This is a genomic window from Paenibacillus sp. 1001270B_150601_E10 (genome assembly GCF_015558675.1).
Lineage (GTDB): Bacteria > Bacillota > Bacilli > Paenibacillales > Paenibacillaceae > Paenibacillus_B.
Window position 1 is genome coordinate 46,001 of record NZ_JADMOL010000010.1, and the last position, 25,175, is coordinate 71,175.

At 42.5% G+C, this 25,175-nt stretch carries 22 protein-coding genes; 16 read left to right on the forward strand and 6 right to left on the reverse strand.

What is annotated here, in order from left to right:
- Positions 1 to 298 precede the first annotated feature (298 nt).
- The 4 genes from I2H74_RS19280 to I2H74_RS19295 all read left to right on the forward strand — a co-directional run bounded on the left by I2H74_RS19280 (position 299) and on the right by I2H74_RS19295 (position 4,184).
- Entirely contained in the window at positions 299 to 865 is a 567-nt protein-coding gene (locus tag I2H74_RS19280) for a helix-turn-helix domain-containing protein (protein ID WP_195575871.1), read from the forward strand.
- Entirely contained in the window at positions 858 to 1,835 is a 978-nt protein-coding gene (locus I2H74_RS19285) for an alpha/beta hydrolase family protein (RefSeq protein WP_195575872.1), read from the forward strand. Before I2H74_RS19280 ends, I2H74_RS19285 begins: the two co-directional genes overlap by 8 nt.
- Before the next feature lie 40 nt (positions 1,836 to 1,875).
- On the forward strand, positions 1,876 to 3,531 hold the full coding sequence (locus tag I2H74_RS19290) for an alpha/beta fold hydrolase (protein ID WP_195575873.1): 1,656 nt from the start codon (positions 1,876 to 1,878) through the stop codon (positions 3,529 to 3,531).
- A gap of 428 nt (positions 3,532 to 3,959) precedes the next feature.
- Positions 3,960 to 4,184, forward strand: coding sequence for an NAD(P)H-binding protein (locus I2H74_RS19295; RefSeq protein WP_195575874.1), 225 nt, complete (start codon positions 3,960 to 3,962; stop codon positions 4,182 to 4,184).
- Between the two features lie 723 nt (positions 4,185 to 4,907).
- Here I2H74_RS19295 and I2H74_RS19300 read toward each other — a convergent pair.
- A complete protein-coding gene (locus I2H74_RS19300; RefSeq protein WP_195575875.1) occupies positions 4,908 to 5,624 on the reverse strand; it encodes a class I SAM-dependent methyltransferase in 717 nt (238 codons plus the stop codon).
- Positions 5,625 to 5,644: 20 nt separating this feature from the next.
- On the reverse strand, positions 5,645 to 6,700 hold the full coding sequence (locus I2H74_RS19305; protein WP_229106855.1) for an ATP-binding protein: 1,056 nt from the start codon (positions 6,698 to 6,700) through the stop codon (positions 5,645 to 5,647).
- A gap of 1,182 nt (positions 6,701 to 7,882) precedes the next feature.
- Between I2H74_RS19305 and I2H74_RS19310 the strand changes: the two genes are divergently transcribed.
- On the forward strand, positions 7,883 to 9,382 hold the full coding sequence (locus tag I2H74_RS19310; protein ID WP_229106856.1) for a DHA2 family efflux MFS transporter permease subunit: 1,500 nt from the start codon (positions 7,883 to 7,885) through the stop codon (positions 9,380 to 9,382).
- 256 nt (positions 9,383 to 9,638) lie between these two features.
- Here the strand turns inward: I2H74_RS19310 and I2H74_RS19315 are convergent, their stop codons facing one another.
- The 3 genes from I2H74_RS19315 to I2H74_RS19325 are packed head-to-tail and all read right to left on the reverse strand — an operon-like array spanning position 9,639 to position 12,052.
- Positions 9,639 to 10,373, reverse strand: a complete 735-nt coding sequence (locus tag I2H74_RS19315; RefSeq protein WP_195575877.1) for an ABC transporter permease — start codon at positions 10,371 to 10,373, stop codon at positions 9,639 to 9,641.
- A gap of 12 nt (positions 10,374 to 10,385) precedes the next feature.
- On the reverse strand, positions 10,386 to 11,144 hold the full coding sequence (locus I2H74_RS19320) for an ABC transporter permease (protein ID WP_195575878.1): 759 nt from the start codon (positions 11,142 to 11,144) through the stop codon (positions 10,386 to 10,388).
- Entirely contained in the window at positions 11,141 to 12,052 is a 912-nt protein-coding gene (locus tag I2H74_RS19325) for an ABC transporter ATP-binding protein (protein ID WP_195575879.1), read from the reverse strand. Before I2H74_RS19325 ends, I2H74_RS19320 begins: the two co-directional genes overlap by 4 nt.
- Before the next feature lie 235 nt (positions 12,053 to 12,287).
- On the opposite strand from I2H74_RS19325, the gene I2H74_RS19330 reads away from it, so the two are divergent.
- Together I2H74_RS19330 and I2H74_RS19335 are read left to right on the forward strand one after the other, a co-directional pair.
- Positions 12,288 to 13,010 (forward strand): response regulator transcription factor, encoded by a 723-nt coding sequence (locus I2H74_RS19330; RefSeq protein WP_195575880.1) that lies wholly within the window; start codon positions 12,288 to 12,290, stop codon positions 13,008 to 13,010.
- Complete coding sequence (locus I2H74_RS19335; protein ID WP_195575881.1) at positions 13,007 to 14,425, forward strand: sensor histidine kinase; 1,419 nt, start codon at positions 13,007 to 13,009, stop codon at positions 14,423 to 14,425. Before I2H74_RS19330 ends, I2H74_RS19335 begins: the two co-directional genes overlap by 4 nt.
- Before the next feature lie 300 nt (positions 14,426 to 14,725).
- Here the strand turns inward: I2H74_RS19335 and I2H74_RS19340 are convergent, their stop codons facing one another.
- Positions 14,726 to 15,427, reverse strand: a complete 702-nt coding sequence (locus I2H74_RS19340; protein WP_195575882.1) for a peptidase E — start codon at positions 15,425 to 15,427, stop codon at positions 14,726 to 14,728.
- 397 nt (positions 15,428 to 15,824) lie between these two features.
- Here I2H74_RS19340 and I2H74_RS19345 point away from each other — a divergent pair, with 397 nt between their 5' ends.
- The 9 genes from I2H74_RS19345 (at position 15,825) to yqeK (ending at position 25,094) form a co-directional block, all read left to right on the forward strand.
- Entirely contained in the window at positions 15,825 to 16,499 is a 675-nt protein-coding gene (locus I2H74_RS19345) for a response regulator transcription factor (protein ID WP_195575883.1), read from the forward strand.
- The gene (locus tag I2H74_RS19350) at positions 16,496 to 17,902 is read left to right on the forward strand and encodes a HAMP domain-containing sensor histidine kinase (protein ID WP_229106858.1); all 1,407 of its coding nucleotides are present in this window, start codon (positions 16,496 to 16,498) and stop codon (positions 17,900 to 17,902) included. Before I2H74_RS19345 ends, I2H74_RS19350 begins: the two co-directional genes overlap by 4 nt.
- A 72-nt stretch (positions 17,903 to 17,974) precedes the next feature.
- Positions 17,975 to 18,895 (forward strand): ABC transporter ATP-binding protein, encoded by a 921-nt coding sequence (locus I2H74_RS19355; RefSeq protein WP_229106869.1) that lies wholly within the window; start codon positions 17,975 to 17,977, stop codon positions 18,893 to 18,895.
- Positions 18,892 to 19,608 (forward strand): ABC transporter permease, encoded by a 717-nt coding sequence (locus I2H74_RS19360; protein WP_195575884.1) that lies wholly within the window; start codon positions 18,892 to 18,894, stop codon positions 19,606 to 19,608. Before I2H74_RS19355 ends, I2H74_RS19360 begins: the two co-directional genes overlap by 4 nt.
- A complete protein-coding gene (locus I2H74_RS19365; RefSeq protein WP_195575885.1) occupies positions 19,609 to 20,343 on the forward strand; it encodes an ABC transporter permease in 735 nt (244 codons plus the stop codon).
- 262 nt (positions 20,344 to 20,605) lie between these two features.
- A complete protein-coding gene (locus I2H74_RS19370) occupies positions 20,606 to 21,283 on the forward strand; it encodes a response regulator transcription factor (RefSeq protein ID WP_195575886.1) in 678 nt (225 codons plus the stop codon).
- Positions 21,280 to 23,103: a sensor histidine kinase gene (locus tag I2H74_RS19375; protein WP_195575887.1), complete on the forward strand. Its 1,824-nt coding sequence runs from the start codon at positions 21,280 to 21,282 to the stop codon at positions 23,101 to 23,103. The genes I2H74_RS19370 and I2H74_RS19375 overlap by 4 nt, the downstream gene beginning before the upstream one ends.
- A 152-nt stretch (positions 23,104 to 23,255) precedes the next feature.
- Positions 23,256 to 24,113, forward strand: a complete 858-nt coding sequence (locus I2H74_RS19380; RefSeq protein WP_229106859.1) for a polysaccharide deacetylase family protein — start codon at positions 23,256 to 23,258, stop codon at positions 24,111 to 24,113.
- 348 nt (positions 24,114 to 24,461) lie between these two features.
- Positions 24,462 to 25,094: a bis(5'-nucleosyl)-tetraphosphatase (symmetrical) YqeK gene (gene yqeK / locus I2H74_RS19385; protein ID WP_195575952.1), complete on the forward strand. Its 633-nt coding sequence runs from the start codon at positions 24,462 to 24,464 to the stop codon at positions 25,092 to 25,094.
- The last annotated feature ends 81 nt before the right edge of the window (positions 25,095 to 25,175 follow it).

Consider the following 25,175-nt stretch of genomic DNA (forward strand, 5'->3'; position numbering starts at 1 on the left):
ACAAAAAGGTGAGGACATTACCGATTAATAAATATAGATGTCGAATAATAATCTTACGAGGCAACTCACTCGTAGGTCATCAGAAGCTGGGTAAACTAATTGCTTTTTGTTGGACAACAAAAACGTAGTGACTTTATCAACTGCGGAAAAAATGGTTTTTTATGACATTAAAATAGTCTTAGAATCAGAGGCATGTCAAAATAAGTATTGATTGTTATCATTTTTGATAATGTAATCAAATTATAAAATATAAACTATCTCCGCGGCGATTGTTTACTTTATGAAAGAGGTTAAACCGATGAAAAACTCCAAAGCTGATTTACTGCTTCATCCAATACGTTTGCGCATCATTCAGATCTTTATTGGGGGTCGTGAACTCACCGTTCAACAGGTTGCTGAGTACTTAAAGGATATCCCTCAAGCTACGCTCTATCGACATTTTAATCTACTTGTTCAAGGGAATATGCTTTCAGTTGTTAAACATAATCAAGTACGAGGAGCAATTGAAAAAGTTTATGCTATTACTAATAACGCAGATAATCGTATGAGCAATGGTGAGAAGGTTGATCGGGAAGATCTGATGAAACAGTTTATGCTCTTTATTTCAATGCTTATTGATGATTTTGAAGCTTATACAAGTCGTGAGAATGAGATTGATCCATTCCAGGATGGAGTCGGATTTAGACAAGCCAGCTTCTTTTTAAGTGATAAAGAACTGCATCAGCTATATGAGAAGATAGGTAAAGCTTTTCAAGAGGTTGCTCATAATGAACCATCTGCTGACAGAAAGCGCAGGACAATTTCAACGATACTCATGCCAGGCAGAGAAAGCAATAATCCGGATTATAGGGGAGAAGATGAATAGAATGAATTTCGGCATTCAGGAAACAAAGGTGAATATTGAATCAATTGTTAAACTTGCGGGCACGCTTTCCATCCCTAAGACCATAGGTTCAGAACTAACCCATAAGTATCCAGCAATCCTGATTCTCGCTGGCTCTGGACCCAGTGATCGTGACGGGAATGGCGGGGGAATGGATATGAATATATACAAAAATTTATCTGACTTCCTTGTATCCATAGGCTTTGCCACCCTTCGATATGACAAGCGTGGAACCCATGCAAGCGAAGGTGATTTTAAATCTGCAGGTTTGTGGGATTTAGTGGACGATGCGGAAGATTGTTTAAGGTATTTGCAATCGCACCCTGCTCTTGATCCAGAGAAAGTATTTGTATTAGGACACAGTGAAGGGGCGATTATAGCGCCAATACTAGAAACACGTATACCTGTTGCTGGGTTGATTCTGCTCGCTGGATTTGCCGATACTGGCAAAGTCATGCTGACCTCTCAGGCAGAGCAAATATTTAATGAGCTTGAAGCAACCGAAGGGATGAAGGGCTTCTTCATGCGATTATTTCGTGTCATTCCTATGGCACGAAAGCGGAATGCAAAAGCCTTACACAAGATCCTAGAATCTACTGAACCGTCAATTAAGATCGGTCCATCAAAGGTTAATGCCAAATGGTATCGCGAGCACTATGCATTCAGTGTGCTGGATTATTTCTCTCAAGTAAAATGTCCTGTTCTGGCAATTACCGGAGATCGCGACGTTCAAGTAGATCCGGAACATGTGCATATCATCACCAAACTCGTCCAAGGACCAGCAGAAGGACATATTGTCCCTAAGATGAATCACATTCTATGTCATTATGAAGGAACCCATACGATGTATAAGCTTATGAAGGAATATCAGAAGCTAATCGGCAGTCCACTTCACCCAGAACTGAAATTTCTTCTAGAATCCTGGCTTCACAAACAACTTATTCTAAATTAATCTTTGAGCAAGCAAATTGATATATAGGGAGAGAGAAGCAATGACAACTGATTTTGCAAGAAAAGGTTTGAAAAAGCTAGTGGTAGGTTCTATGCTAACCCTTTCGCTAGCAATGCCACTGCAAGCAATGGCGGAAAGCGATGGATCAACTATAGCGGTACCGCTACGTACGGTTTCAGAATCAATTGGTGCGAAAGTTACGTGGGATGCTACCAAGCAGCGAGCAACTGTAAGTCGAGGAGGATTTGAGTTAACCGTTACAATTGGCGATAACATCGCAACAGTTAATGGTAAACAATTAACCTTAGACAATACAGTAACAAAAGTAGATGGTAAAGTCATTGTACCATTGGGAGTATTAAACGAAGCATTACAGGTTCAAATGGATTGGAATGAGAACAATGGTTTGACTATTCATTCCACTGATACTGTAACATTAGGAAGTTATTTCGTGCAGCTTATCGTTAGTGGTAAATACACTGAGGCAAGAGTGATGTTGAGTAGCGATCTTCAAAAAGTGCTCCCTGAGGCAACGATGCCTATAATATTGGACTTGGCTTCTTCTTATGGATCCTTTACTGAACTGATAGCTGTTCAGCAAGAGAAAACAAAAGTACACCATAACGTACATCTTACATACATGACGAACCAATCAATCCCAGTTCGATTAAGTGTTCGTTTTGATGATCAAAACAAAGTAGATGATCTCTATATAGCACCTGCAACCCCAAGCACCTATCAGCATCCTAGCTATGACAATGCCGATTTATATACAGAGGAAGAGGTTGTAGTCGGTGAAGGAGCTGTAGCTGTGCCAGGTACCTTAACCTTGCCAATCGGTGAGGGGCCATTTCCTTCTGTTGTTCTGGTTCATGGTTCAGGTGCAAGTGATCGTGACCAGTCAATTGGCGGGTATAAAATGTTCCGTGATTTAGCAGTCGGATTAGCTGGCAATGGAATTGCTGTTCTTCGCTATGAAAAGCAAACACATGAAAATCCATTAAAAATTTCAATGCATCCAAATGCTACTGTCAAAGAAGAGTCTATTGACGATGCACTTCGTGCTGTAGATCTGCTTAAATCAGACAAACGTATAGACAGCAACCAAATATTTGTCATTGGTCACAGTCAGGGCGGCATGCTGATTCCAAAAATTATTGAACAAGATAAAGACAAAGCAATTGCAGGAACTGTGGTTATGGCAGGTGCAAGCAAGTCATTAGAGGATGTTTTGAGCGATCAGCATAAGGATGCCGTAGATCGTCTGACTAAAGCTGGCCAACCTGAACAAGTAATTGCTGTCGCTAAGCAGCAGGCAGCACAATGGGAGCAGTTCGTTAAAATTCTCCACGATCCGAAGTACTCCATTACGAATATCCCAAAGGGCATGCCTCAGGGAACTTACTGGTGGTTCGATCTCCGTGGTTATTACCCAGGTGAGCTTGCAAAAAAACAAGAAGGACCACTTCTCATTCTTCAAGGTGAAAATGATTACCAAGTGCCTATTCATCATTTAGACGGATGGAAAGAAGCGCTGAGTGCACGTAAAGATGTGACTTACAAGTCTTACCCGAATCTAAATCATATGTTCGTACCAGTCGATGAGCCATCAACAGGCGCAGAGTATAGTATCCCTGGCAATGTACCTGAATCTGTCATTAATGATATCGCAAAATGGATATCGAAACAGAAATAATATAAAGTGGTTTGATCATTCAATGATTCGAAGCGAAAAAAGAGTAATCTTAAATACAGGACAAAATTTCCTGTAAGCAGCGGATTAGAAAATAATATGAGTAACTACGATACATGCCTCAGCCAGATTTCTATTTATGTGATAAAGCATATGATACCAAGGTGTTTTTACAACTAATGATTTAACTTATCGGGGAAAATAAAAACAGCGGCAGGTCTAGTATTTCAATCCATGCCGCTGTTTTTTTAATTTGAGTTGTTAACACGATCCGGCCGTTAGGGGCTTTTAGAACATATTATTTATTGATCTGTCGGATGACAAGAACATAGGGACATTACAAACCACGCAAAATGCAGTTTTCGACCATTATAAGCATGAAAAAGTGCAGCGATTTACAACTATAAGCACATTAAATGAAGGGAGACACCATGAATATTACTTTATTTGGTGCCAATGGAGCTATTGGCGAGTTTGTGTTGGAAGAGGCGTTAAGGGATAAGGAAAATACGGTTACAGCATACGTCAGAAGACCAGATAGCATTAATATGTCTCATCCCAATCTTAAGGTCATCGTCGGAGAATTAAATAATCGAGCATTAGTTGAACATGCAATTGAGCAGTCGGAAGTCTTAGTACGCTTGGTCCAGCGTTAAATACACCACGCAAAGTTAAAGCGACTCCAATTGCAGATGGGCATGAAACGATTATGCAAGCTATGCTAAAGTTCAATAAGAAAAGATTTATCACTTTAGCTACTCCCACAGTGAGATCAAACGAAGATAAAATCAAATCAATTTGTTTCAATAATAGAAGGGAATTATATGTAGATATTTTAATATAAACTTAGTCAAAATATGAATTTGGTGAAACAATTAAAAACAGGCCAAGAATGATCCGTGCGTCAATGTCTGTGTTGGCCGGATTAGCCAGCTGCAAAGATCATATTTCAAAGTGAAGAAGAGATTTGACGGTTTTGTTCTGCAAAATTGTTGAAAGAAAATAAAGACTTCGTATCCTGTACCTACAGGTGTGATTACAGCTAGCATACTCATTCCTCCAATGTTAAAGATCCAAGGCTATCGTAGCAGATGATCGTCCTCCTTTTCAAATAATGGCGATACATCGTGCAATGTTTAGGAACATGGATCCTCTTCATTTCTGTTGTGCACACATGGTTCCATCTTCCATGTCCAGTAACATTTAAATACGAACTTCGATAACACTTATTTCAAACAATACTTAAATAGTTCGTATTTATATGTTACACATGTCCAAATTAGTTCGGAGTCACTGTTATAACGAATCGCTTCAATAAGAAATACTGCAGCCACCCACTGGATGATTTCGTGGGTGCGCTGCAGTTGTATTTCTCAATATTAATCTGCTTTCTTTTGAAACAAAGCTGCCCATAATCCCGATGTACCAAAACAATCACTTGGTTGTTCAATATCCTGCATTCTCCGGATTTCAACAATTTGAAAGTCTTGAAATATCATCTTTAATTTTTCAGGATTATATCCAAGTCCGCCTTTTAGACTACGTTGACGGTAAACTTCCCAATCAGTAATATCAGAACCACCTACAATACCATTCTCCACAAAACAAGTGATTCCAAAGAATCCACCAGCTTTTAAACCTTGGTTAAGCAGGTTTACATAATCAATTCTTCGATGTGGAGCAATATGGTGAAAGCATCCAGAATCGTATATTACATCGTATTCACTCTTCTGAATATCCAAATCAAAAATGTTTTTAAAAATAAAATTAATGCTGACCCCTTGCTCTTTAGACCTCTCATTCCCCCATTGCAAAGCCTCATTGGATAAGTCCACTGCATCAACGTCATACCCTTGCTTGGCAAAATAAATAGCGTTTCTTCCCGGGCCACAACCCAGTTCTAGGACCCTTCCTCCTGGTATGATCAAATTGTTCTTAAAATATTGAACCAAGTTTTCATCCGGAGCATTTACGAAAAACGGAACTGGCCTACCTCTTTCAGAATAGAAAGCATCCCAATTAAATTTAGATTGTTCTTTTAATAAGGAATCTAGCATATTAAGGATATCCTCATTAGAATAAATCGTCTCAGCCATAACGTACCTCCTCGATTGTCTTAATGTAAATAAACGGTCAAGTTCGGATACGACAATGTTAATCTTTCTAACTGTTGATTAAGTGTATCCCTATCGAATCCTTTGCCAAATAATTCAGGGTCGGGTCTAAAGGTTATACTGGTACCATTAGATTGTGTTACGCCTACAGTCATTAGATCGGATTGTGGAATACCATGTTTATAATCTTGACGATAGATATAACCTTCTCTTTTGACCTCAACAGTAAGACTGTAGGTAAGAGCATTGACGATTGCAATGCAAATTCCTTTTTCCGCACCAGGTGCTTGGTACGGAGTCTCACTGCTAAATCTATCGATGTCAGTTAATACAGTTTGAACAGTTGATTTATTGCTGTTTTGAAATGCTCTTACGGGTATACCTCTCCCGTTATCGCTAACGGTTGCACCACCATGTTGATGTAAGAAAATATGAACCTCATTCACGTAACCGGCAACGTGCTCGAGTATTGAATTCTCCAATACTGCCCATAAAAGCAAATTAGCATCAAAGCCATCCTTGCTTATTTTCCCCAGATATGAACCTGCCGAATTTCTTACCTCGACCATGTCTAAATAATCGCTAGTATCTAACATATCCACCACGGCTGATAACAACAAAAGTAGAGGCAATTTCCGATGATCAGGTAATGTGTAGCGTCCGCTTTTGTCCTGTGATAACAAGTCTGCTCCTTGCAATGCCTTTAAATGGTGATATAACTGCCCAGTGGTCCCCAAACCTAACTTTTCGACAATTTCGGTGCCAGTAAGTGACTCGATAAGAATGGATGTTATAATATCGAGTCGCGGTTTACTGCCTAAGGCTGAAAGTATTTTTGAAATTTTTTCGGTGCCTATACTAAGTAACTGCTTTAATTGTCTTTCTTTTGGTTCCCAACGCAATAATTGTCCATTTGATTGATACTGACCAGCATAATAAACGTAACCAGACGAATTCCTTTCATTACTTGCATTAATCTCGTCCGGCAACTCGACATAAGGACGACCGGTCGCAATATTTCGAACAAGTCGTTCTAGTTCTGCCATTTGTGTTTTCAATGCGTTAATCTCAATACGCAATTCTTCGTTGCTGATGAATACCACCTCCAAATTATACGTAATTACGTATTTACTATATCAAAATACCGACCTCATGTAAATAACTACCATTTACGTGTTTCAATAATAAAGTAGGCCACCAAATGTGAATTCGGTGGCCTACTTTACACAATAAATAATCTCCTCATCGACTTGTTTTGGCGAGATTATTGGACACATTATATTGTCATATTGAACATTTTGTTTACTATGCATCCAGTAGTGAAACTCGATCTCCTTCTCCCCTTCCTCTACATTTGGAACTTTAACCAAGAAAAAGGGAAGGTGATCATAACTGAATGGCTGATATGACGTATCCATACACAACTGGTTATAAATTTCACTTGTATTCCTCATTCTTGTTTCATAAACTGCGACGCGAATCCAATTCCTAAATTGGTTTAGCGAGAGGTGGGCTACAATCCTATTGATGATCCACTTCGTGGCCGTAAGGTGTTTGTACTTTCTTAATCGGGTTCCTCCATTCCATCCGTCAATAATTTGACGCAACTCCTCCTGATCGATATCTGAACAAAATTTAGGGAAAAGATTATCTATCGATCGGCGCGGACGAAACCCATTGTCGATTTCCCAGTAGCTCTTATAGTTCTCGCTAAATTTACTCCAGAAGATATAGGCATATGCAAAAGGACAGTATGGTTCATCCTTGTACCTGGTTAGTTTCTACGTATATCCAATTGGCGTACTCCAAATCGCTATATAAATTGACATCTCTTTTTAGTTTCGGACTAAAGCCGATCCAATGATTACTACCATATCGGGTTTGTTTGAACTTAATTATTGGGGTGTACTTAATGTCCATAATCTACACTACGCTTTCTATAATTATCCCAATATATTACAATTTCGCGACTTCTCGCAATAGTTTGCAATTGAATGTTATAAAACGTAAAAGTTCGTATATTTGAGTTACCCACTGTAACTCAAATATACGAACTTGAAATCAAAAAAGTGCCGATATGACTGAGTTGTCACACGGCACAAAGTTCGGAGTTTTATGTTACTGCACATTCCAGTCTGCATGCTGCCTTTATGTTCTATTTCTTATATGTAAAAAATGATGTATGATTTATTTACATAAAGAGTTGAATCCGGCATGGCATTCAATGAAGGGGAGTGGGTATGGAAGAGAAGTCTTTATCGAACAAAACCTTTTGGACGATTATGTTCGCTATTTTTTTCGGCAACTTTCTGGCGGTATTAGCCACAAATACGGTCAATGTGGCTCTGCCTGTGTTAATGAAGCACTTTGATGTTGATTTGCCAAGCATTCAGTGGGTCCTTACAGGATTTATGCTTGCTACGGGGACGGTGGCGCCTGCCATCGGATTTTTCGGTCATCGCTTCAGCACGAAGCGGCTGTATTTATTTGCGCTGGGCGGCTTTATTGTGGCTTCCATCATGTGCGCCTTGTCATGGAACGAAGGCAGCCTCGTCTTCTTCCGCATTATCCAAGGGACATTCAGCGGTATGATCATGCCAACGACAATGGCGATCGTATATCAGGTGATCCCGAAGCAGCAGCAGGCTTTTGGCATCAGCATTTGGAGTTTGTCAGCCATGCTTGCGCCTGCAATAGGGCCGACTCTAGCAGGCGGCATTATTTATATGGCGGATTGGCACTGGCTGTTCTGGCTGAATGTGCCGATTGGCCTTGTTGCGATGTTTGCCGTATGGAAGTTTATTCCGATGTATCGAATCGGCGGGCATCAGCGTTTTGATTCCCTAGGCTTCGCACTTGTGATTGTGGGCAGTATTCTGCTCTTGCTTAGCTTTGGTAACGGCGCAGCTTGGGGCTGGTTATCTGTGAAGACCTTTACTTTCTTTGCTATTGGTGCGGTTCTGATTGCGGCATTTATTTTTCGATCATCCAAGCTTGAGCACCCGCTGCTCAACTTCAGCGTGTTCCGATACTTTCGTTTTACGATGTCCATTGTGCTCGTTAGTATTATTACGATCAGCTTATATGCAGGAGGATTGCTGACACCATTATTTCTGCAGCAAGTTCAAGGTGAATCTGCATTAACGGCAGGACTCGTTCTGCTTCCAGCCTCCTTGCTGATGGCCAGCCTCATTCCATTCACGGGACGCTGGTATGAGCGGTTTGGTCCGGTGAAGCTTATTGTGACAGGACTCGTCTTTATGGCAATTGGGACGTTCGCCTTGAGCTGCTTGGACCCAGGCATGTCGAAGCTAGAAGTCACGTTATGGATGGCATTCCGCAACGTTGGTATTGCACTTGCCAATACGCCAGCTATGAATGCAGGCATGAGCGCTGTTAAGCGGGAGTGGGCCGGCTACGCATCTTCGATTAACAACTGGATTCGGCAGGGGCTTGCCTCGTTATCCATCGGCTTATTTTCGGCCTTGCTTGCCTCTCAAACGATTGCTCACCTGCAGCAGCTACAAGCAGAAGGACATGCCATGTCAGCAGAACTGCAGAAGCTTGCATATACGCAGGGCATTAACGACGTAAATATGATCGGCTTCCTGCTTACGTTGTTAGCGATCCCGGCAGCATTGTTGTTGAAATTGAATGGTGAAATCTCGCTATCAAGCAAGAAGCAGAAAGGACCTGCTTCTCAAGCAATGCAACATAATAAGGCCTTGAGTCGAGATTAGGAAGAATCCGCTTAACCTCAAATCAAAACTAAACAGACCTGTCATTTGTCCTGCTTCGTGCAGGAGGATACAGGTCTGTTTTTTATCGAGTATGAACAGTATCAAGGGGGAATGCTCGTATGGTTTGCCTGCAAATCGATTATGCATACCCACCCGAAATGGTTCGGTACCTCAGAGTTAAACATATTGCAGTCTCACGACTACATATTAAATGAAGACCGATATTCACTCCTACATAGAGAAACGGTCAAAACAGTTAAATGGTGTCCCGTTTACTAAAACTACGCAAACCATAAAGCAGTAAAATGGTAAAGGTTCCACCTAATAGAGTATAAAACAAGAAATAAGATTGTATCGGTGATTCGTCCTCAGGCGACATGGCTAGCATTGGCTGTGTCCATGGATAAATCTGACCTAATGGTGTGCTGGCAACAATCAAGGCTGGAAGCGTAAATACTATACTTACAGCTAATGGCACACCAAATGTTTTAGCTCTTATGGATATAATTAATTGCAGAAGAATTAAAGGTAAGCATGCTAAGATGCCTTTAATGATATACCCCAATATCGTAAAGAGCGGAAGATTGCCTTCTACTCCTTTTATGTAACCAAATCCTATAAAAAAGACGAATAAAGTTAACATCGTAATGATTACCATTCGAACTACTGTAAGGAATTTACCTAGAAAGATATCCGAGCGTTTGACTGGTAAAGCTAATAGTTGTTTCCATCCACCCCCAACATGTTCACCTCTACAAATAAGGGCTGAGTATATTCCCACTAAGATTGGTAATACAAAAGGGCCCATAAATAATGCGGCCTGTGTCCACACTTCTATCCAAGCATTATCCCCGGGTTGCATAAACAGATCATAGTTTTTAAAGAAATTAATATAAGCTAGCGACACCCCTAATAAAGGACCAATTAAGTAAAGTAACCACGACTTGGAGCGTTTTAGTTTTAATCGTTCAACAAATAAGATATCTTTCAAAATAAGTCCTCCTTACTGGACATTCCGGTTGGCAAAATGCATGGAGCCGATAAAAAATAGGATTATACCTAGTAATAAATTTATAGCAAGAAATGCCGTGAAATCTGGGTTATGCCCGATCCCCTCATACTGCAATATAACGGTCGATGATTGAATTGGATAGGCTAATGGTAACCACCTCGTCGCTTGAGAAGCTGCTAAAAATAGACCCATAATAGAAGAAACTGATCCAATAAGAATCGAGAAAGCTTGATTTTTAATGGTCATGGATAACCAATATTGAAAGGCCATAATTGGTAATACAGTAACCAACATACCGTAACTATCGCCTATCAATAAACCCCAAGGAATATCCCCTTCAAATGCTAATATCTTTCCTAGAAAAACCATACCAATCAGAAAAATAGTAATGGAAAGGAACATACAAATCGTTAGCCAAATAAATTTGCTTAAATAAATTTTTCCTCTTGATATAGGCATTGAAAGGGTTTGTTTCCATCCATTTGCCTGATGTTCAATATTTGCTATCATTGATGCAGCAAGTGTGACGGCCAATGGGAAACCTAGACCAAGTAACAAACTATTGTCGTACAATAAAAACATCCACATCGAATCTGCACCGAACATCTCCGCTTGTTTTTCCACATACCCAGAACGATATGTGAGATTTACCAACTCATATGCCAATATAAGTAACGGAATTAATAAAACAATAATAAATAACGACGAACGTTTTAATTTTAATTTTTCTGCCCACAATATATTTCTCATAAGCTTCCCTCTGTACCAGTTAATTCTAAGAAGATATCTTCAAGTGTTCTTTTCACTTCTTCAAGACGATATACAGATATACCCGAATGAACTAGAATAGAGTTGATTTCTGAAACCAGTTCCGGTTCTGTTTGGGATAACCAAAGGAAATTGTCTTGTAAATTAGCCTTTAATTCTCGTTCTTTTAATATTTTATTTGCTTTTATTACATCATTAACCCCAACTTTTAATAAAGGTTTTCGTTTTTGTCTTAAGCGTTCAATCGAATCTTGGAATATCATTTTTCCATTATTAATGATTCCTACCTGTGTAGCCATTTGATCTATTTCGCTTAACAAGTGGCTGGATACAAGAACACTCATTCCAGCCTTCGGTAATTCCTTAATCAACTCTCTAATCTCTTGGATACCAGATGGATCTAGACCATTAGTCGGTTCGTCCAGTATTAATAAATCTGGATTACTAAGCATTGCAGCAGCAATCCCTAGGCGCTGCTTCATTCCAAGCGAATATTCTTTGGTTAATCGGTTTGCAACTTTAGTTAATCTTACAATTTCCAATACTTCATTCACTCGTTTTTCTGGAAGGTCTCGCAGCCTACGAACGGCCTCTAAATTTTCACGGCCGGTTAAGTTTCCATAGTACGTTGGGGACTCCACTAACGATCCGATCCGTTGTAAAATTTGTAGACGGTTTTTGTTGAGGTCTTCGCCAAAGATTTCGATATTGCCCTTTGTTGGCTTTATCAACCCCAGTAACATCCGGATCGTTGTCGTTTTTCCAGCCCCATTAGGTCCAAGAAATCCATAAATTTGTCCTCGCTCGATTCGCAGATTTAATCCATCCACAGACGTGTGTTTTTTATACTTTTTGGTTAGATCATTTGTCATTAATATTTGATCACTCATTTATTCCTCACCTCATTTCTATCGTAAACGAAACTTTTTGAACAAGAATGAAACTTTCCCTAAACATTCGCTTAACGAACTATTCCTAATATTTGCATATTTCATTAACAACATAGTATATCAAAGGCTATATATTTATTTGAAAACCTAAACGGAAGATTAATTCTTTTCTCACCAGTTTTTTTTAAATATGTTTAATGTAAAATAATTATAGAAATAGGAAGGAGACTAATAAGTGACTTTTAAACTTGAGGATCATAAAATTCTGTTGGTTGATGATGATCAGCACATTTTAGATTTATTAATAACAGTATTTGAAAAGGAAGGTTTTCAAAACGTCTTAAGCGCTACTACTGGAGAAGAAGCCCTTTTATTAACATCTCAAAATAACCCTCACATTATATTGTTAGATGTGATGCTACCAGATATAGATGGCTTTACTCTATGTAACAAAATTCGTTCAGAGACAGATGTTCCTATACTGTTTCTTACAGCTAAGACTACAGATTTAGATAAATTGCAGGGATTTAGTTTCGGAGGAGATGACTATATTACAAAGCCCTTTAATCCTTTAGAGGTTGTTGCTCGAGTAAAAGCACAATTAAAACGTTCTACTAAAGTTCCATCACGGTATACACGTAAAAAACATTTCGATTTTGGATATTTTAATTTTGATCCTAATGCCGGAAAACTTATTGTTAATGGTACAAGAATAGAATGTCCAACTCAGGAAATGAAACTTTTGCTTTATTTTTGTGAACACCCTAATCAAATATTGAATAAACATCAAATCTATAAGGATGTATGGGGAGAGTTATATGGCGGGGATAGTACAGTGATGGTACATGTAAGGCGTTTACGTGAAAAAATAGAAGAAGATCCAAGCAAACCTGAATGGATCAAAACGGTTCGAGGACTAGGTTACATATTTGAAGTAGCTAATGAGGGCTTATTGTGAATTTAAGAAATCGTATCGCCTATTACTTCGTATCACGCCTTTTTTGGTTAATGCTTATTTGGGGTTTACTCATTGTGATTAGCATTGTTCTATTCAGCTTTTTTCTTGGAAATAGCAAACCTGAGAATCCACAAATATCGATTAACCAAATAGTTGAACATACATTTGTCGGAGATCAAAAACTTTCAGTTAGCTCGAAGATAGAAGAGGATCTAGTAAAAAATAGAATGTGGGTGCAAGTATTAGATGAACAGGGTAACGAACTGTTTTCCTTTAATAAACCTAAAAATATAAAAGATCATTATATTCCTGGAGAACTAGTGTCAGATTACTTGTATCCTGCTAAAAAGGGTTATCAGCTTTCCACATGGTATAAAACGATTGGTGATCAGGATCTTACTTGGGTTTTAGGGAAACCAATGAAAGATAATAACCCTTTGCTATACTGGGTAAATTATCTATGGATACTTATTATCATTCTATTCGGAATGTTAGTTGCCCTGTTTTTTGGAAGACAATTAGGTGGTCCTTTACTTTTTATTGTATCTTGGATTGAAAATCTCTCAAAAGGAACATATGAAGAACCAATTCATAATTGGATCATTAATTCAAAGAAACGTAGGAGAAACAAAGCCGTATTTAAAACTTATGAGGAATTAGTGCATGCCCTTTCTGAGCTTACATCAACTCTTCAGAGAAATACAGAAGAACGAAATGTATTAGAAAAGACAAGAGAAGAATGGATGACAGGAGTCTCGCACGATCTTAAAACTCCTTTGTCTGTAATCAAGGGATATACAGTATTATTATCTTCACAAGAATATGATTGGGAACAAGATAAAGTACGCCACTTTTCCAAAATCATGGAAGAACGCGTGAAGTATATGGAGCAATTAATGGAAGACTTTAACTTAACTTTTCAATTAAAAAATGAAGCTATTCCGCTGCAACTTGAACAAAAAAATCTTGTGGATGTTTTTAAAGATACTTTGGAACAATTGCAAGGTTTGCCAGAATCAAAATCTAAAAGTTTTTCATTTCAAACGAATAAAGAAGAAATATTTCTTAATATGGATATGAAATACCTAAAACGAGCATTTGAAAATTTAGTTGCTAATAGCATAAAACATAATCCGCCTGAAACCAAAATTAATGTTATTCTTTATGAAGACCTGTCCCATCCAAGACAAATTCGTGTTTTAATTGAGGATGATGGCGTTGGTATGGATGAGGAAACTATTGAACACTTATTTGACCGTTATTACCGTGGGACGAGTGCATCTTCCAATAATGATGGAACAGGATTAGGAATGGCGATTGCAAGGCAAATTATTATAGCCCATGGTGGAGATATTGACATTAAGAGCAAGTCTCAGTTAGGAACCCAGTATAATATTATTTTTCCACTCGAATAAAATGATTTTTCTAATTTCGGTATCAATAAAGAAAAGTCGAAGATTTCCTAAAAAAGGGGAGCCTCAAAAAACATAATTAAACAGACCTGACATCTGTCCTGCTTCGTGCAGGAGGATGCAGGTCTGTTTTTATAGAGTATGAACCGCTCAAGGATAAACTGCACCTATTCTTGCCCGCAAAACGATGATTTTCTTTAGTATCCCGAAGGGAGTTTGACTTGGTACCTCGGCGTTGCTAGCTTGTGACAATGTGAACCTACTTCGGTGCTATCGTCGACGATTTAACAATTTTAGCAATTGCTATTGTGCGCCTAGGTAGCGAACAGCAATCTTGCTTTCCTCCACGCCAGCAGTCGTTCGCTCAACATAGTAAGCTGATGCCTGCTCGCGGGAGCTGACGGTTAAGTGCAGCGCTTCGTTTATAAAATGCAATGCAGCTCCGTCATCGACGCCATAGCCAGCCTGCATGTTCCCTTCTCCAATAAGGCGCTGATAGGAAGGCCTTCTCATCTCTTCTCCATCATAATGTGGACAATGGCTCCCAGGGATAAAGCCAAGGGCATTCAGCTTATATAAAGGAGCATGGAGCGGATCGGTTAAGCCTTCTTGGAACCAGCATATCGAGCCTGCGCTTAAGCCGGTAAGCACAATTCCTTGCTCATAGGCTTTCCGCAGAATACGATCAAGTCCCCATTCTCGCCATAAGACAAGCATATTTCTTGTATTTCCGCCGCCTACATAGAGAATATCCTGACTAAGAACAAAGGGTTCGAGATCCTGAAAAGCAGGCTCAAACAACGATAAATGGCTTGGCTCGCAGGGGAGCGAACGGAAGGACGTATAGAAGCGGTCGATGTATGAATCCGCATCTCCGCTCGCAGTAGGAATAAAGCATACTTTTGGCGAAGCGCTATCTACTTGAGTCAACACATATTGATCAAGCAGCAAGTTGTCTGGCTCCATGGAGAATCCGCCCCCGCCCATCGCAATGATTTGTCTCATTGAACATCCATCCTCTCATTTTCTATTTGTTTGTCTACTTGCCGTGCCTGTTGTTTCTCCTTAAAGATCCTTAACACTTGGGTATTCGCGAAGTGGTAATTGATCAGGCATGCCACCATTTTCAATCAGATTGTACGCAGGAATCACCCAAAGTCATCGACAGTTTCCTAGCAGGAGCAAAAGATATTCTGCCTAGTGTATCACGCTTGATACCGTTAGGCTAGCTCATTATTGCAATTTACATCCATTATTTGTCATTGTTTCGAAGTAAAAAGCTTGCTTCGCGAAGCTTGCCTTTTATCTCTTGGACATTGCTATTATGATAAAGGATAGCAAGATTCGGTGTTCCGCGGAGCCGATATCGAACTTCATGAGAAGGATGAGGAGGAACGAAGTGGTGAGCGCAAAGCTATTATACATAGAAGATGAACAGGAAATTGGGGATTGGGTCAGTTCTTTTTTAAAGGAGAAAGGCTACGAGCTTGAATGGCTGAAGCATGGTGATCATGCGATCGAAGCGGCAGCAGCCTGTCAATTGGCGATCTTGGATGTGATGCTTCCGGGGCTTGATGGGTTTACCGTTGGCCAACGGTTGAAGAAGGCTTATCCCGTGATGCCGATATTGATGCTGTCAGCAAGAACTTCTATTGACGACAAGCTGCAGGGCTTGGAATTTGCAGACGACTATTTGACGAAGCCCTTTCATCCAGAAGAACTGGCGGCCAGAATTGAAGTGCTGTTGAGAAGAGCCTGCATCGCCTCTCAAGAGGTACTCTCAATCAAGCATTTGTCCGTGTACGAGCAGGAGAACCGTATCGTCAACCACGAGAAGAATGAGGAAATCATGCTCACGGGCAAGCAATTTCAAATCTTTAAATACCTGCTTCAGCATCAAGGGCGTGTGATGACCAAGGAGCAAATCTATGAGTCGGTATGGGGAGAGACATATATGGAAGGCGACAAGACGCTGATGGTCCATATTCGATATTTGCGTGAAAAAATAGAGCGCGACCCGGCGTCGCCTGAAATCATTGAGACGGTACGGGGACTCGGCTATCGGGTGAAAGCATGATGAGACCACATGCCAACAGGCGCTATCGCAACAGCCTAACATCCAAGTATCTACTGATCATCGGCATCGCAATGCTGTTTATGCCGATTATTTTTCCGGTGGCCTCGATCTTATATTGGTTCATTAATGATGGCATATGGCTGCCGTCCTCTAATATGAATGAAAAGTACTCGAATGGCACCGTGCTTGAGGAGATGTGGCATCGGGAAGCCAAGTCATTAGCGAGCGCTCAGCCCGAGCACATAGATGAAAGACTACAGATGCTTAAGCAGAAATATCCGGAAATGTCTATGTTCTGGGTAGACGGGTCCGATCAGACAAGATTGATGCTGCCGAAGCAGGAGAAGCTGCCAGAAAGATGGACGACAGCTGATTCCATTCAATTCATGAAGGATTCGTATAACAGCGATCCTTTTACTGTCGTTGCGTATATTGGCGATGATGAGAAGCTGGGGGAAGGCTTCATGGTGATGGAGCTTCCTAGGACGTATATTCGGCCTAAGCAGATCGTTGCTAGCGACACGACCGTATACAGCGTGTTTGTATTCGTCATTTCGGGATTGTTTATTCTGATCTCCTGGCTGTTCTTTGCAAGGATTCGAAAGCGCCTGCTTCGATTAAAAGAGGCGATGACCTCACTTGACATGGATTCAGGAATCCCCCAACCTGTGGTCATGACGAAGCCTGATGAGATTGGCCAGCTGGAGGAGGGCTATAACGATATGGTTGCTCAGCTCGAATATGGCCGTCGCCGTCAGCTGGAGGAGGAAGAGTTGAGAAAGTCCTTGATTGCGAACCTGTCTCACGACCTGCGAACACCCCTTACGGTCATACGCGGTCATCTTCATGCCCTGCATGAAGAATCGCTTTCCGAGAAGGGGAAGGAATCGGTTACTCGCATCGAAACGAAGATTAGCGATGTAAGCGAGCTGATCGACAACCTTCTCTCCTACAGCCTGCTGACAAGCGGCAGAATAGAGCTGAAGCGGGAGGCGTGTGACGTGCTTCGATTGGTCAAGGAAAGCGCAGCTGCCTGGTATCCGATCTGGGAGAAGGAAGGGATTGAGGCAGATATCGAGCTGCAGGGTGAGCCCTTGATATGGCAGGTTGACACGTTGTGGTTTAGACGAGTGCTCGATAATTTGTTCCAAAATGTCGTCCGCCATGCACGTTCAGGACAATACATTGGCATCCAAACTGAGATTAGGGATAGCGATCATAAAGTAAGCCTTGTGATCTCCGATCGCGGTCCAGGCTTGTCTCACGCCTCGAACAGCAAGGGGACGGGAATCGGCCTTGCAGTCGTAGAAATGCTCACGAAGGAAATGGAGCTTGAATACACAGTGGTAAGCTCAGATTCTGGAACGAAGGTAAAGCTTACTGGATCTGCGCAGAAAGCATGATTTTTTAATGTAAATTTAAACTTCTGGTCGCTCTTCATTTAACCTTGGGCAGGTAGGATAAGTTCTGAGGTGATGATAGTGACCGCATTCGTGATCCAAACGAATAATTTAACCAAAACCTATAAAAAACAAGCAGCAGTGAAAAATCTGAATCTTGAGATTCAAAAAGGGGATATTTACGGCTTCCTAGGGCCGAATGGAGCTGGCAAGACGACAACCATCCGGATGCTGCTCGGATTGATTCAACCGACGCGAGGCTCAATTAAGCTGTTCGGCAAGGAACTTCAGAAGCATAAGATGGATATTCTAAGCCGGACGGGCTCTCTAGTCGAGTATCCATCCTATTACGGACACTTGACTGCTGTAGAGAATCTAGAGGCGATACGCCGAATTACAGGTGGCCCGGCATCGCGTATCGCAGAGGTGCTTGAGATCGTGCAGCTTATAAAAGACGCAAAGCGTGCTGTAAAAGGGTATTCACTCGGCATGAAGCAGCGGCTTGGCATTGCAGCAGCGCTTCTCAACAACCCGGAGCTGCTGATACTAGACGAGCCGACGAATGGGCTTGATCCCTCTGGCATTCAGGAGATTCGTGAGCTGATCAAAAATATGCCCCGACAATTCGGGATTACCGTATTGGTATCCAGTCATCTCCTCAGTGAGGTGGAGCAAATGGCAGAGAAGGTTGGAATCATTCGAGAAGGGGAGATGGTGTTCCAAGGACGCATGGAAGAGCTGGTATCAAAAGCCTCGAGCGGGTTCCGTCTTTCCGTATCAGATCCGGAGGAAGCTATGGGACGGGTACTCGATATGGGCTTAGATGGTCGAATCAGAGGACAGCTGCTTGAGCTTGGGCCGTTAACAGATGCACAGATTGCTGAGCTCGTTCGTCATCTGGTGGAGCAGCGGCACGATATTTACCGTGTCGAGGAAAAGCGCAAATCGTTGGAGGACATCTTTATGCAGATGGTCGGGGAGGGAAGCGCATCATGATGCTGCGTGCACTGTCCAGCGACTGGTTAAAAATACGTGGCAAAGGCATTTGGTTCCTTGCTGCATTAGGCCCGATTGGGCTTGTTGCGATGCAGGGATTGAATTTTGGCCTTCGCTACGATTATTTGATGAAGATGTATGCTGCTGATCCTTGGGGAGGCCTGCTTCAAAATATATTAAGCTTCGTGCCCATCGCACTCTTCCTTGGCTGTACGCTAATCTGTTCCTTAATGGCAAATGTTGAGCACCAGCTAAGCTCGTGGAAGCAGCTGCTGGCGCTTCCCATTTCCAGGACGGCCGTCTACAGCGCCAAATTCACGCTTGCCGTGATCATTCTGCTCGTATCCTGTCTGCTTCTATCCATCGGTACGGCAGGTCTTGGATTAGCACTTCAGCTGGAGCTGTCCGAGATGCCTATTGTAGATGTGCTTCGAATCGGATTCGCGCCGTTTATCGCATCGCTTCCCCTGCTGGCGCTTCAGCTGTGGCTGTCTCTTACGACCAAGAACCAAGGGGTTCCGGTCGCAATTGGACTTACCATCTCTGTCTTGTCCGTATTTGCTTATAAGCTGAACGATGCCGTTCCGCTGAAATGGCCGCTGCTTGCCTACATGGGCCCCGGCCAGGTTCAAGTCCTTGCAGCGGGCGCCATACTTGGAACACTCATCGTGGCTATCGGCCTTATTCATTTTAATAGAAGGGACGTGGATTGAATGAGAACCTTTTTCCGTGTATGGTCAGCGGAGTGGCTTAAGCTGTCCCGTTCAAGAATATGGCCGCAAATGATGTTGAGTGCAGCCATCGCACTACTAGTCGGTATCGTGGAGAAGCCAGAGGGACCAGATGCTATTGCCTGGCAGCAGCTGCTCGGCACGATGACTTTGCTGCATGCGATGCTGTTCCTGCCTCTATTAACGGGCATCTTTAGCGCGATGGTATGCCGCTTCGAGCATTCAGGCGGGGGCTGGAAGCAGCTGCTCGTGCTGCCCATGTCGAGAGGAATTCTTTATACAGCCAAATTTGCCGTTGTATGCACGATGATTATGATCGTTCAGCTGTTGTTTATGGCTGCCGTGCTGCTTGCAGGCTGGTTCCATGGCTTTGGTCAGGCGCCTTTGCTGATGCTTGGAAAGAGTCTTCTAGGCGGCTTTATTGCGTGCCTGCCGCTTGCAGCCTTGCAGTTGGGCGTTTCCACCGCTTGGAGCAGCTTTGCCGCACCGCTAGCGCTCAATGTGGTCTTCACGATTCCGAACATGCTCATTATCAATTCAGCTACCTATGGTCCGTTCTATCCGTGGGCACAGCCGCTGCTCGCGATGCTGCCTCGCGGGGAAGCTGATTTTGGTGCATTCAACCTTCCTCTAGAAACGATCATGTATGTTATTGCTGGAGGTTTTCTTCTGTTTTTCATGGCGGGATTCGTTTATTTTCAACGAAAAGAAGTATAAGAGAATCAAAGCTTGTCCTTTAAGAAGGGCAGGCTTTTTCAATATTATCATTTTTGATCGAGATCTATCTTTGAAGGCATATGATGATAACGCTCAGACATGAATGAGTGTTTTAGTTAAGGTACTAATCACCCTGTGATGGAGAAGTTTGCTGCTGTTATGCGATTGTATACACTCTGTCAACATGGTAGGATAAGCAATAATATGGTTAATCATTCCAAAAAAACGAGGGTTTTGTTTCCAGAAAATGAGAGGTCATCCTATGTCAAGAACAATACTGATTGTGGAAGACGAGCATATTTTGCGGGAAATTATGAAGGATTATTTACTAGAGGAAGGATATGCGGTCTTGGAGGCGAACGATGGGAAGCAAGCCCTGTCGCTATTTAACGAGCATGAAGTGGACTTGATTATTCTAGACATTATGCTGCCGGAGCTGGACGGATGGTCGGTGTGCAAGCGCATCCGTAAAGCATCGAATATTCCGATAATTATGCTGACGGCGCGCTCAGATGAGGACGATATGCTGCTCGGATTCGAGCTCGGCGCGGACGACTATGTGACAAAGCCGTATAGTCCGCCGATCTTAATGGCACGCGCAAAGCGGCTGCTGGAAAGCAGGCATATCCGCGACCAGGAAGCGGATACCTTAACTGGAAGCGGTATTACGGTTCATTTTCCATCCCGATCCGTATTGGTAGAGGGAATCTCCAGCAGCTTGACGCATACCGAATTTGAAATATTGGCTTATCTCATGAAAAACAAAGGATTCATCATCACGAGAGAACAACTCATTACAAAAATATGGGGCTATGATTTCGTCGGGGACGATCGAACGGTTAACAGTCATATTCGCAATCTGCGCTCCAAGCTGGGGGAACATGCCAAGTCCATTGTTACCGTCGTTCGATCAGGCTACAAATTCGAGGATCAGGCATGAAGAGGAGCATCGTATTCAAGCTTTTTCTGTTAACGACTGCGCTCTGCCTTTTTATCCTTGCGCTCGTTTTTGTGGGACAAACGCTGTTTTTTAAACAAGTGTATGTGCATCAAAAGGTGGCCCTCGTAAAAACTGCTCTCGAAGTCTATGAACAAGACTACCTGAAGCATGCCGGAAACGCCCAGTCGATGGTCAAGCTGGAACAAGATTTCTATCAAAAACAAGGCACATGGATCGCGGCACTGGACGATAGAGGCAATCTGCAGCATACCGAAGATTTTCAAATGGACATTTTGTTGGATCGTCCGGACGGCAGCTCTGGCGTAGGCGGTATCACGCTTACCGTTCCGTTGTATACGGTTATGAAGGTCGAGGACTTTAGCAGTGACAATCCGTTTTCGATTTCCTGGATTGAAGAGGGAAGACGGGTTGTCGTGGAAGCGCTAATCATAGATAATAAGCCCGTGGTGCAGCGGCTGGGGCGAAATATCTCCAATCTGTGGGTGGATAACCCTCTGCTGAACCTACAGATGGTGAAGAAGGAATATGGAGTGGTCCCTCGATTCGGCAATCCAACGAAATATTTTGAAAAGTTCCCCTCGTTACTAGAAAAGGGGACGATTACGGCTATTCGGATACCGGATGGCGTAGGGGTATCGCGTTATTCCAATCATTTATTTCTGGATCTAATCAAAGCGTTTCAGGCAGATCTGTTGTACGGCGACTATGACAGCGGGGCAAATCTGAGTTCGATTATCGATTATGAAGAAAACCATGTACAATACAAAATCTTCGTGAATCGCATCAAAGACCAGAGCGGGAAAGCCGCCTATCTATTCGCGATGACGTCGCTGCAGCCTGTAAATGAAGCCGCGGAGATGATGCAGCATTATTATGTATATATCATCATTGCTACGCTGCTGCTGGTACTGCTGGTCTCGTTCTATTTCTCCCGCCGCATCGCTAGACCACTGCTTCGTATGAACAAGACGACGCAAAAAATGGCCGACATGGACTTTTCCGAGAAAATACTGATCACAACCAAAGATGAAATCGGCAATCTGTCCAGTAATATTAATAAGCTGTCTACGCGGTTGCATGCTCATATTTCTCGGCTAGAGGAAGACATTGAGAAAGAAAAGCAGCTCGAGCATACTCGCAAGGAGTTTATCTCTGGGGTATCGCATGAATTGAAAACGCCGCTTAGCGTTATTCAAAGCTGCTTATCCATTATGAAGGATGGAGTGGCCGGCCATAAGCGAGATTATTATTTTAAGGCAATGGAAGATGAAGTGAGACGAATGGATCTGTTGATCACAGATATGCTGGATTTGGCTAAATATGAGTCTGGCACCTATAAGATGGAGATGGAATCGTTTGATATTGCGGCTGTCCTTGAGCGAATAAGCGGGAAGTTCACTTCTGCTATCGAGAGCAAGCAATTGCAACTGCATGTTCATCTTCATCCGTTCGAGGTGGTGGCCAACCAGCGCCGGATCGAGCAGGTGATCGTCAATTTCCTCATGAATGCGATTCGGTACACGCCGGAACGGCAGGCGATTATCGTTTCGATTCTGGATGAGAACGATACCGTGCAAGTCTGCATTGAAAATAAAGGAGTCCATATTTCTGTCGAACAGTTGGAGAGGTTATGGGACCGCTTCTATCGTGGGGAACCTTCCCGCCAACGCGCTTCCGGTGGAACCGGACTTGGGCTTGCGATATGCAGAAAGATTTTGGAGCTGCACCGAGTGCCGTATGGTGTGACAAATACGCCAGAAGGTGTATTGTTCTATTTCCATCTGCATAAAAAAAGGTAGAGAGCGTAGAACTTTGGGTTCTATGCTTTTTGTGTATATCTGATGATGTGGCTGAATCCCGGTCTTTGTTGATTTAACATGCAATCTTTATTTCATCTGCATGTTATCTTTATCTCTCTCTAATAGTCTGTTTATGCAGGAGGGGATGGAATATGGAAGCACGAACAAGCCTTGAACAGCATACGAAGGAAGGAAGGGGGAGAAAGAAGAATCGCGGCCGAATGATCATTGGTCTTGGGGGCATTATAATACTCGCCTTTTGTCTATTCTTTTTTACTGACTTGCTGGAGATGACGACAGGGAAGGAAGATGGGCAGAACCATCAAGCGGCGGAGCCAGCGAAGCAACAGGGGCAAAGCTCTCAAGACGCAGGGAATAACAGCGTTACGCAGCCACAAGGAAAAGTCGTCTATTTAACATTCGATGACGGTCCAAGCGAATGGTCTGGGAAGTTTCTAGACATGTTGGATCAGCATGGAATCAAAGCCACCTTTTTTATGCAGGGAAGCAATCTAGAGCGCTCTGACTGGCATTCGGAGGTAAAGCGCGCGGTGCGTGAAGGGCATTATGTCGGCGGACACAGCATGACTCATCAATATAACAAGTTGTACGAAGAAGGGCAATTCATTCCGGAGATGAAAGAAACCCTGTCGCTTATCCATGATCTTACTGGGGAAAATCCCCGTTTGGTGCGACCGCCTTTTGGCTCTTCGCCGGGATTGGTAGATGAGCAGCTTCGCGATCAAATCGTAGAAGCTGGAATCAAAATCTGGGATTGGACCATTGACTCCAAAGACTGGGATCTGAAGGATCATCCACAGCAAATCGTCGAGAACATTAAAATAGCGACGAAGAATGATATAGAAGTCGTGCTCATGCATGAGATGCCGCAAACGCTGCAGGCTCTCCCGGAGATCATAGCCTTTTATCAACAAGAGGGATACAGCTTCGCGGTGTACGATGCCGCAAAGCACTTTCACCTGAATTTTCTAGAAGATCATCGCTTGTAATGGGAGTGGAGACAACGGTTAATAGGCTCCATTCCGGATAGAAAGTGAAACGAACTGAAAGGAAGTCATGACACAGCAGATGAAGTGGGATTTAAGGCTCTATTCGTCGACGAAGCATTTTGACCTCTTCTTTTAGAAGTTCATGTTCATACTCAAGCTGCTCAATGAGTTGGCGTTTCACTTTTTGATAAGGCATAGCTTACGCACCTTTTCACAACATGTAATAAATATATATATGGATTGAAATGAGAAAGAAGGAATTCAGCTTCTTTTAGATGAATCTTATCGTATATATGAACATTATTCAGGTGGTTGTGAGCTTGGTTTGGGGGAGGGGAATCATCATTGATGCATACCGCATATGAAGAGCTTCGGTTTATAGGATTAACGGGCAATTGGAGAGAGGATGTTGTTAGCTTCCTACAGTCTCATGGCATGGGGGAAACGGCAGAGCACTGCGTACGTGTCGGACAGGAGGCTCGAGCACTGGCCATACAGGTAGGTGCTGATCCAGAGAAGGCAGAAATCGCAGGCTATCTTCATGATGTGAGCGCAGTGTTTCCTAATGAAAGGCGAAATGCTGCTGCTCGCTCTTTAGGGATCGAGGTGCTGCCGGAGGAAGAGACCTTTCCGATGATTATTCACCAGAAGCTCTCGCGCGCGATGGCAGAGGATTTGTTTCAGATCCATGATACGTCTATTTTAAGTGCGATAGAGTGTCATACCACATTGAAAAAGCAATCGTCCTTGCTTGATCAGGTTGTATTTGTCGCAGACAAAATCTCATGGGACCAGCAAGGGATACCGCCGTACTTGCAGAAGCTTAAGATGGAACTGGAGCGATCGATCACGCATGCGGCATATGCATATATCGATGATCTCTGGCAGAAGAAAGAGCAGCTGCGCGTTATTCACCCTTGGTTAAGAGAAGCACATGAAGAATTATCCGAACGGCTGAACACTCAGATAGATTCGCAATAAGACGTGAATTTGATAGGTATAGCGTTTAGCATTTCCCTGTCGGAAATCACGAACAGAGAAGGAAGACTTTCTTTAGAAAGT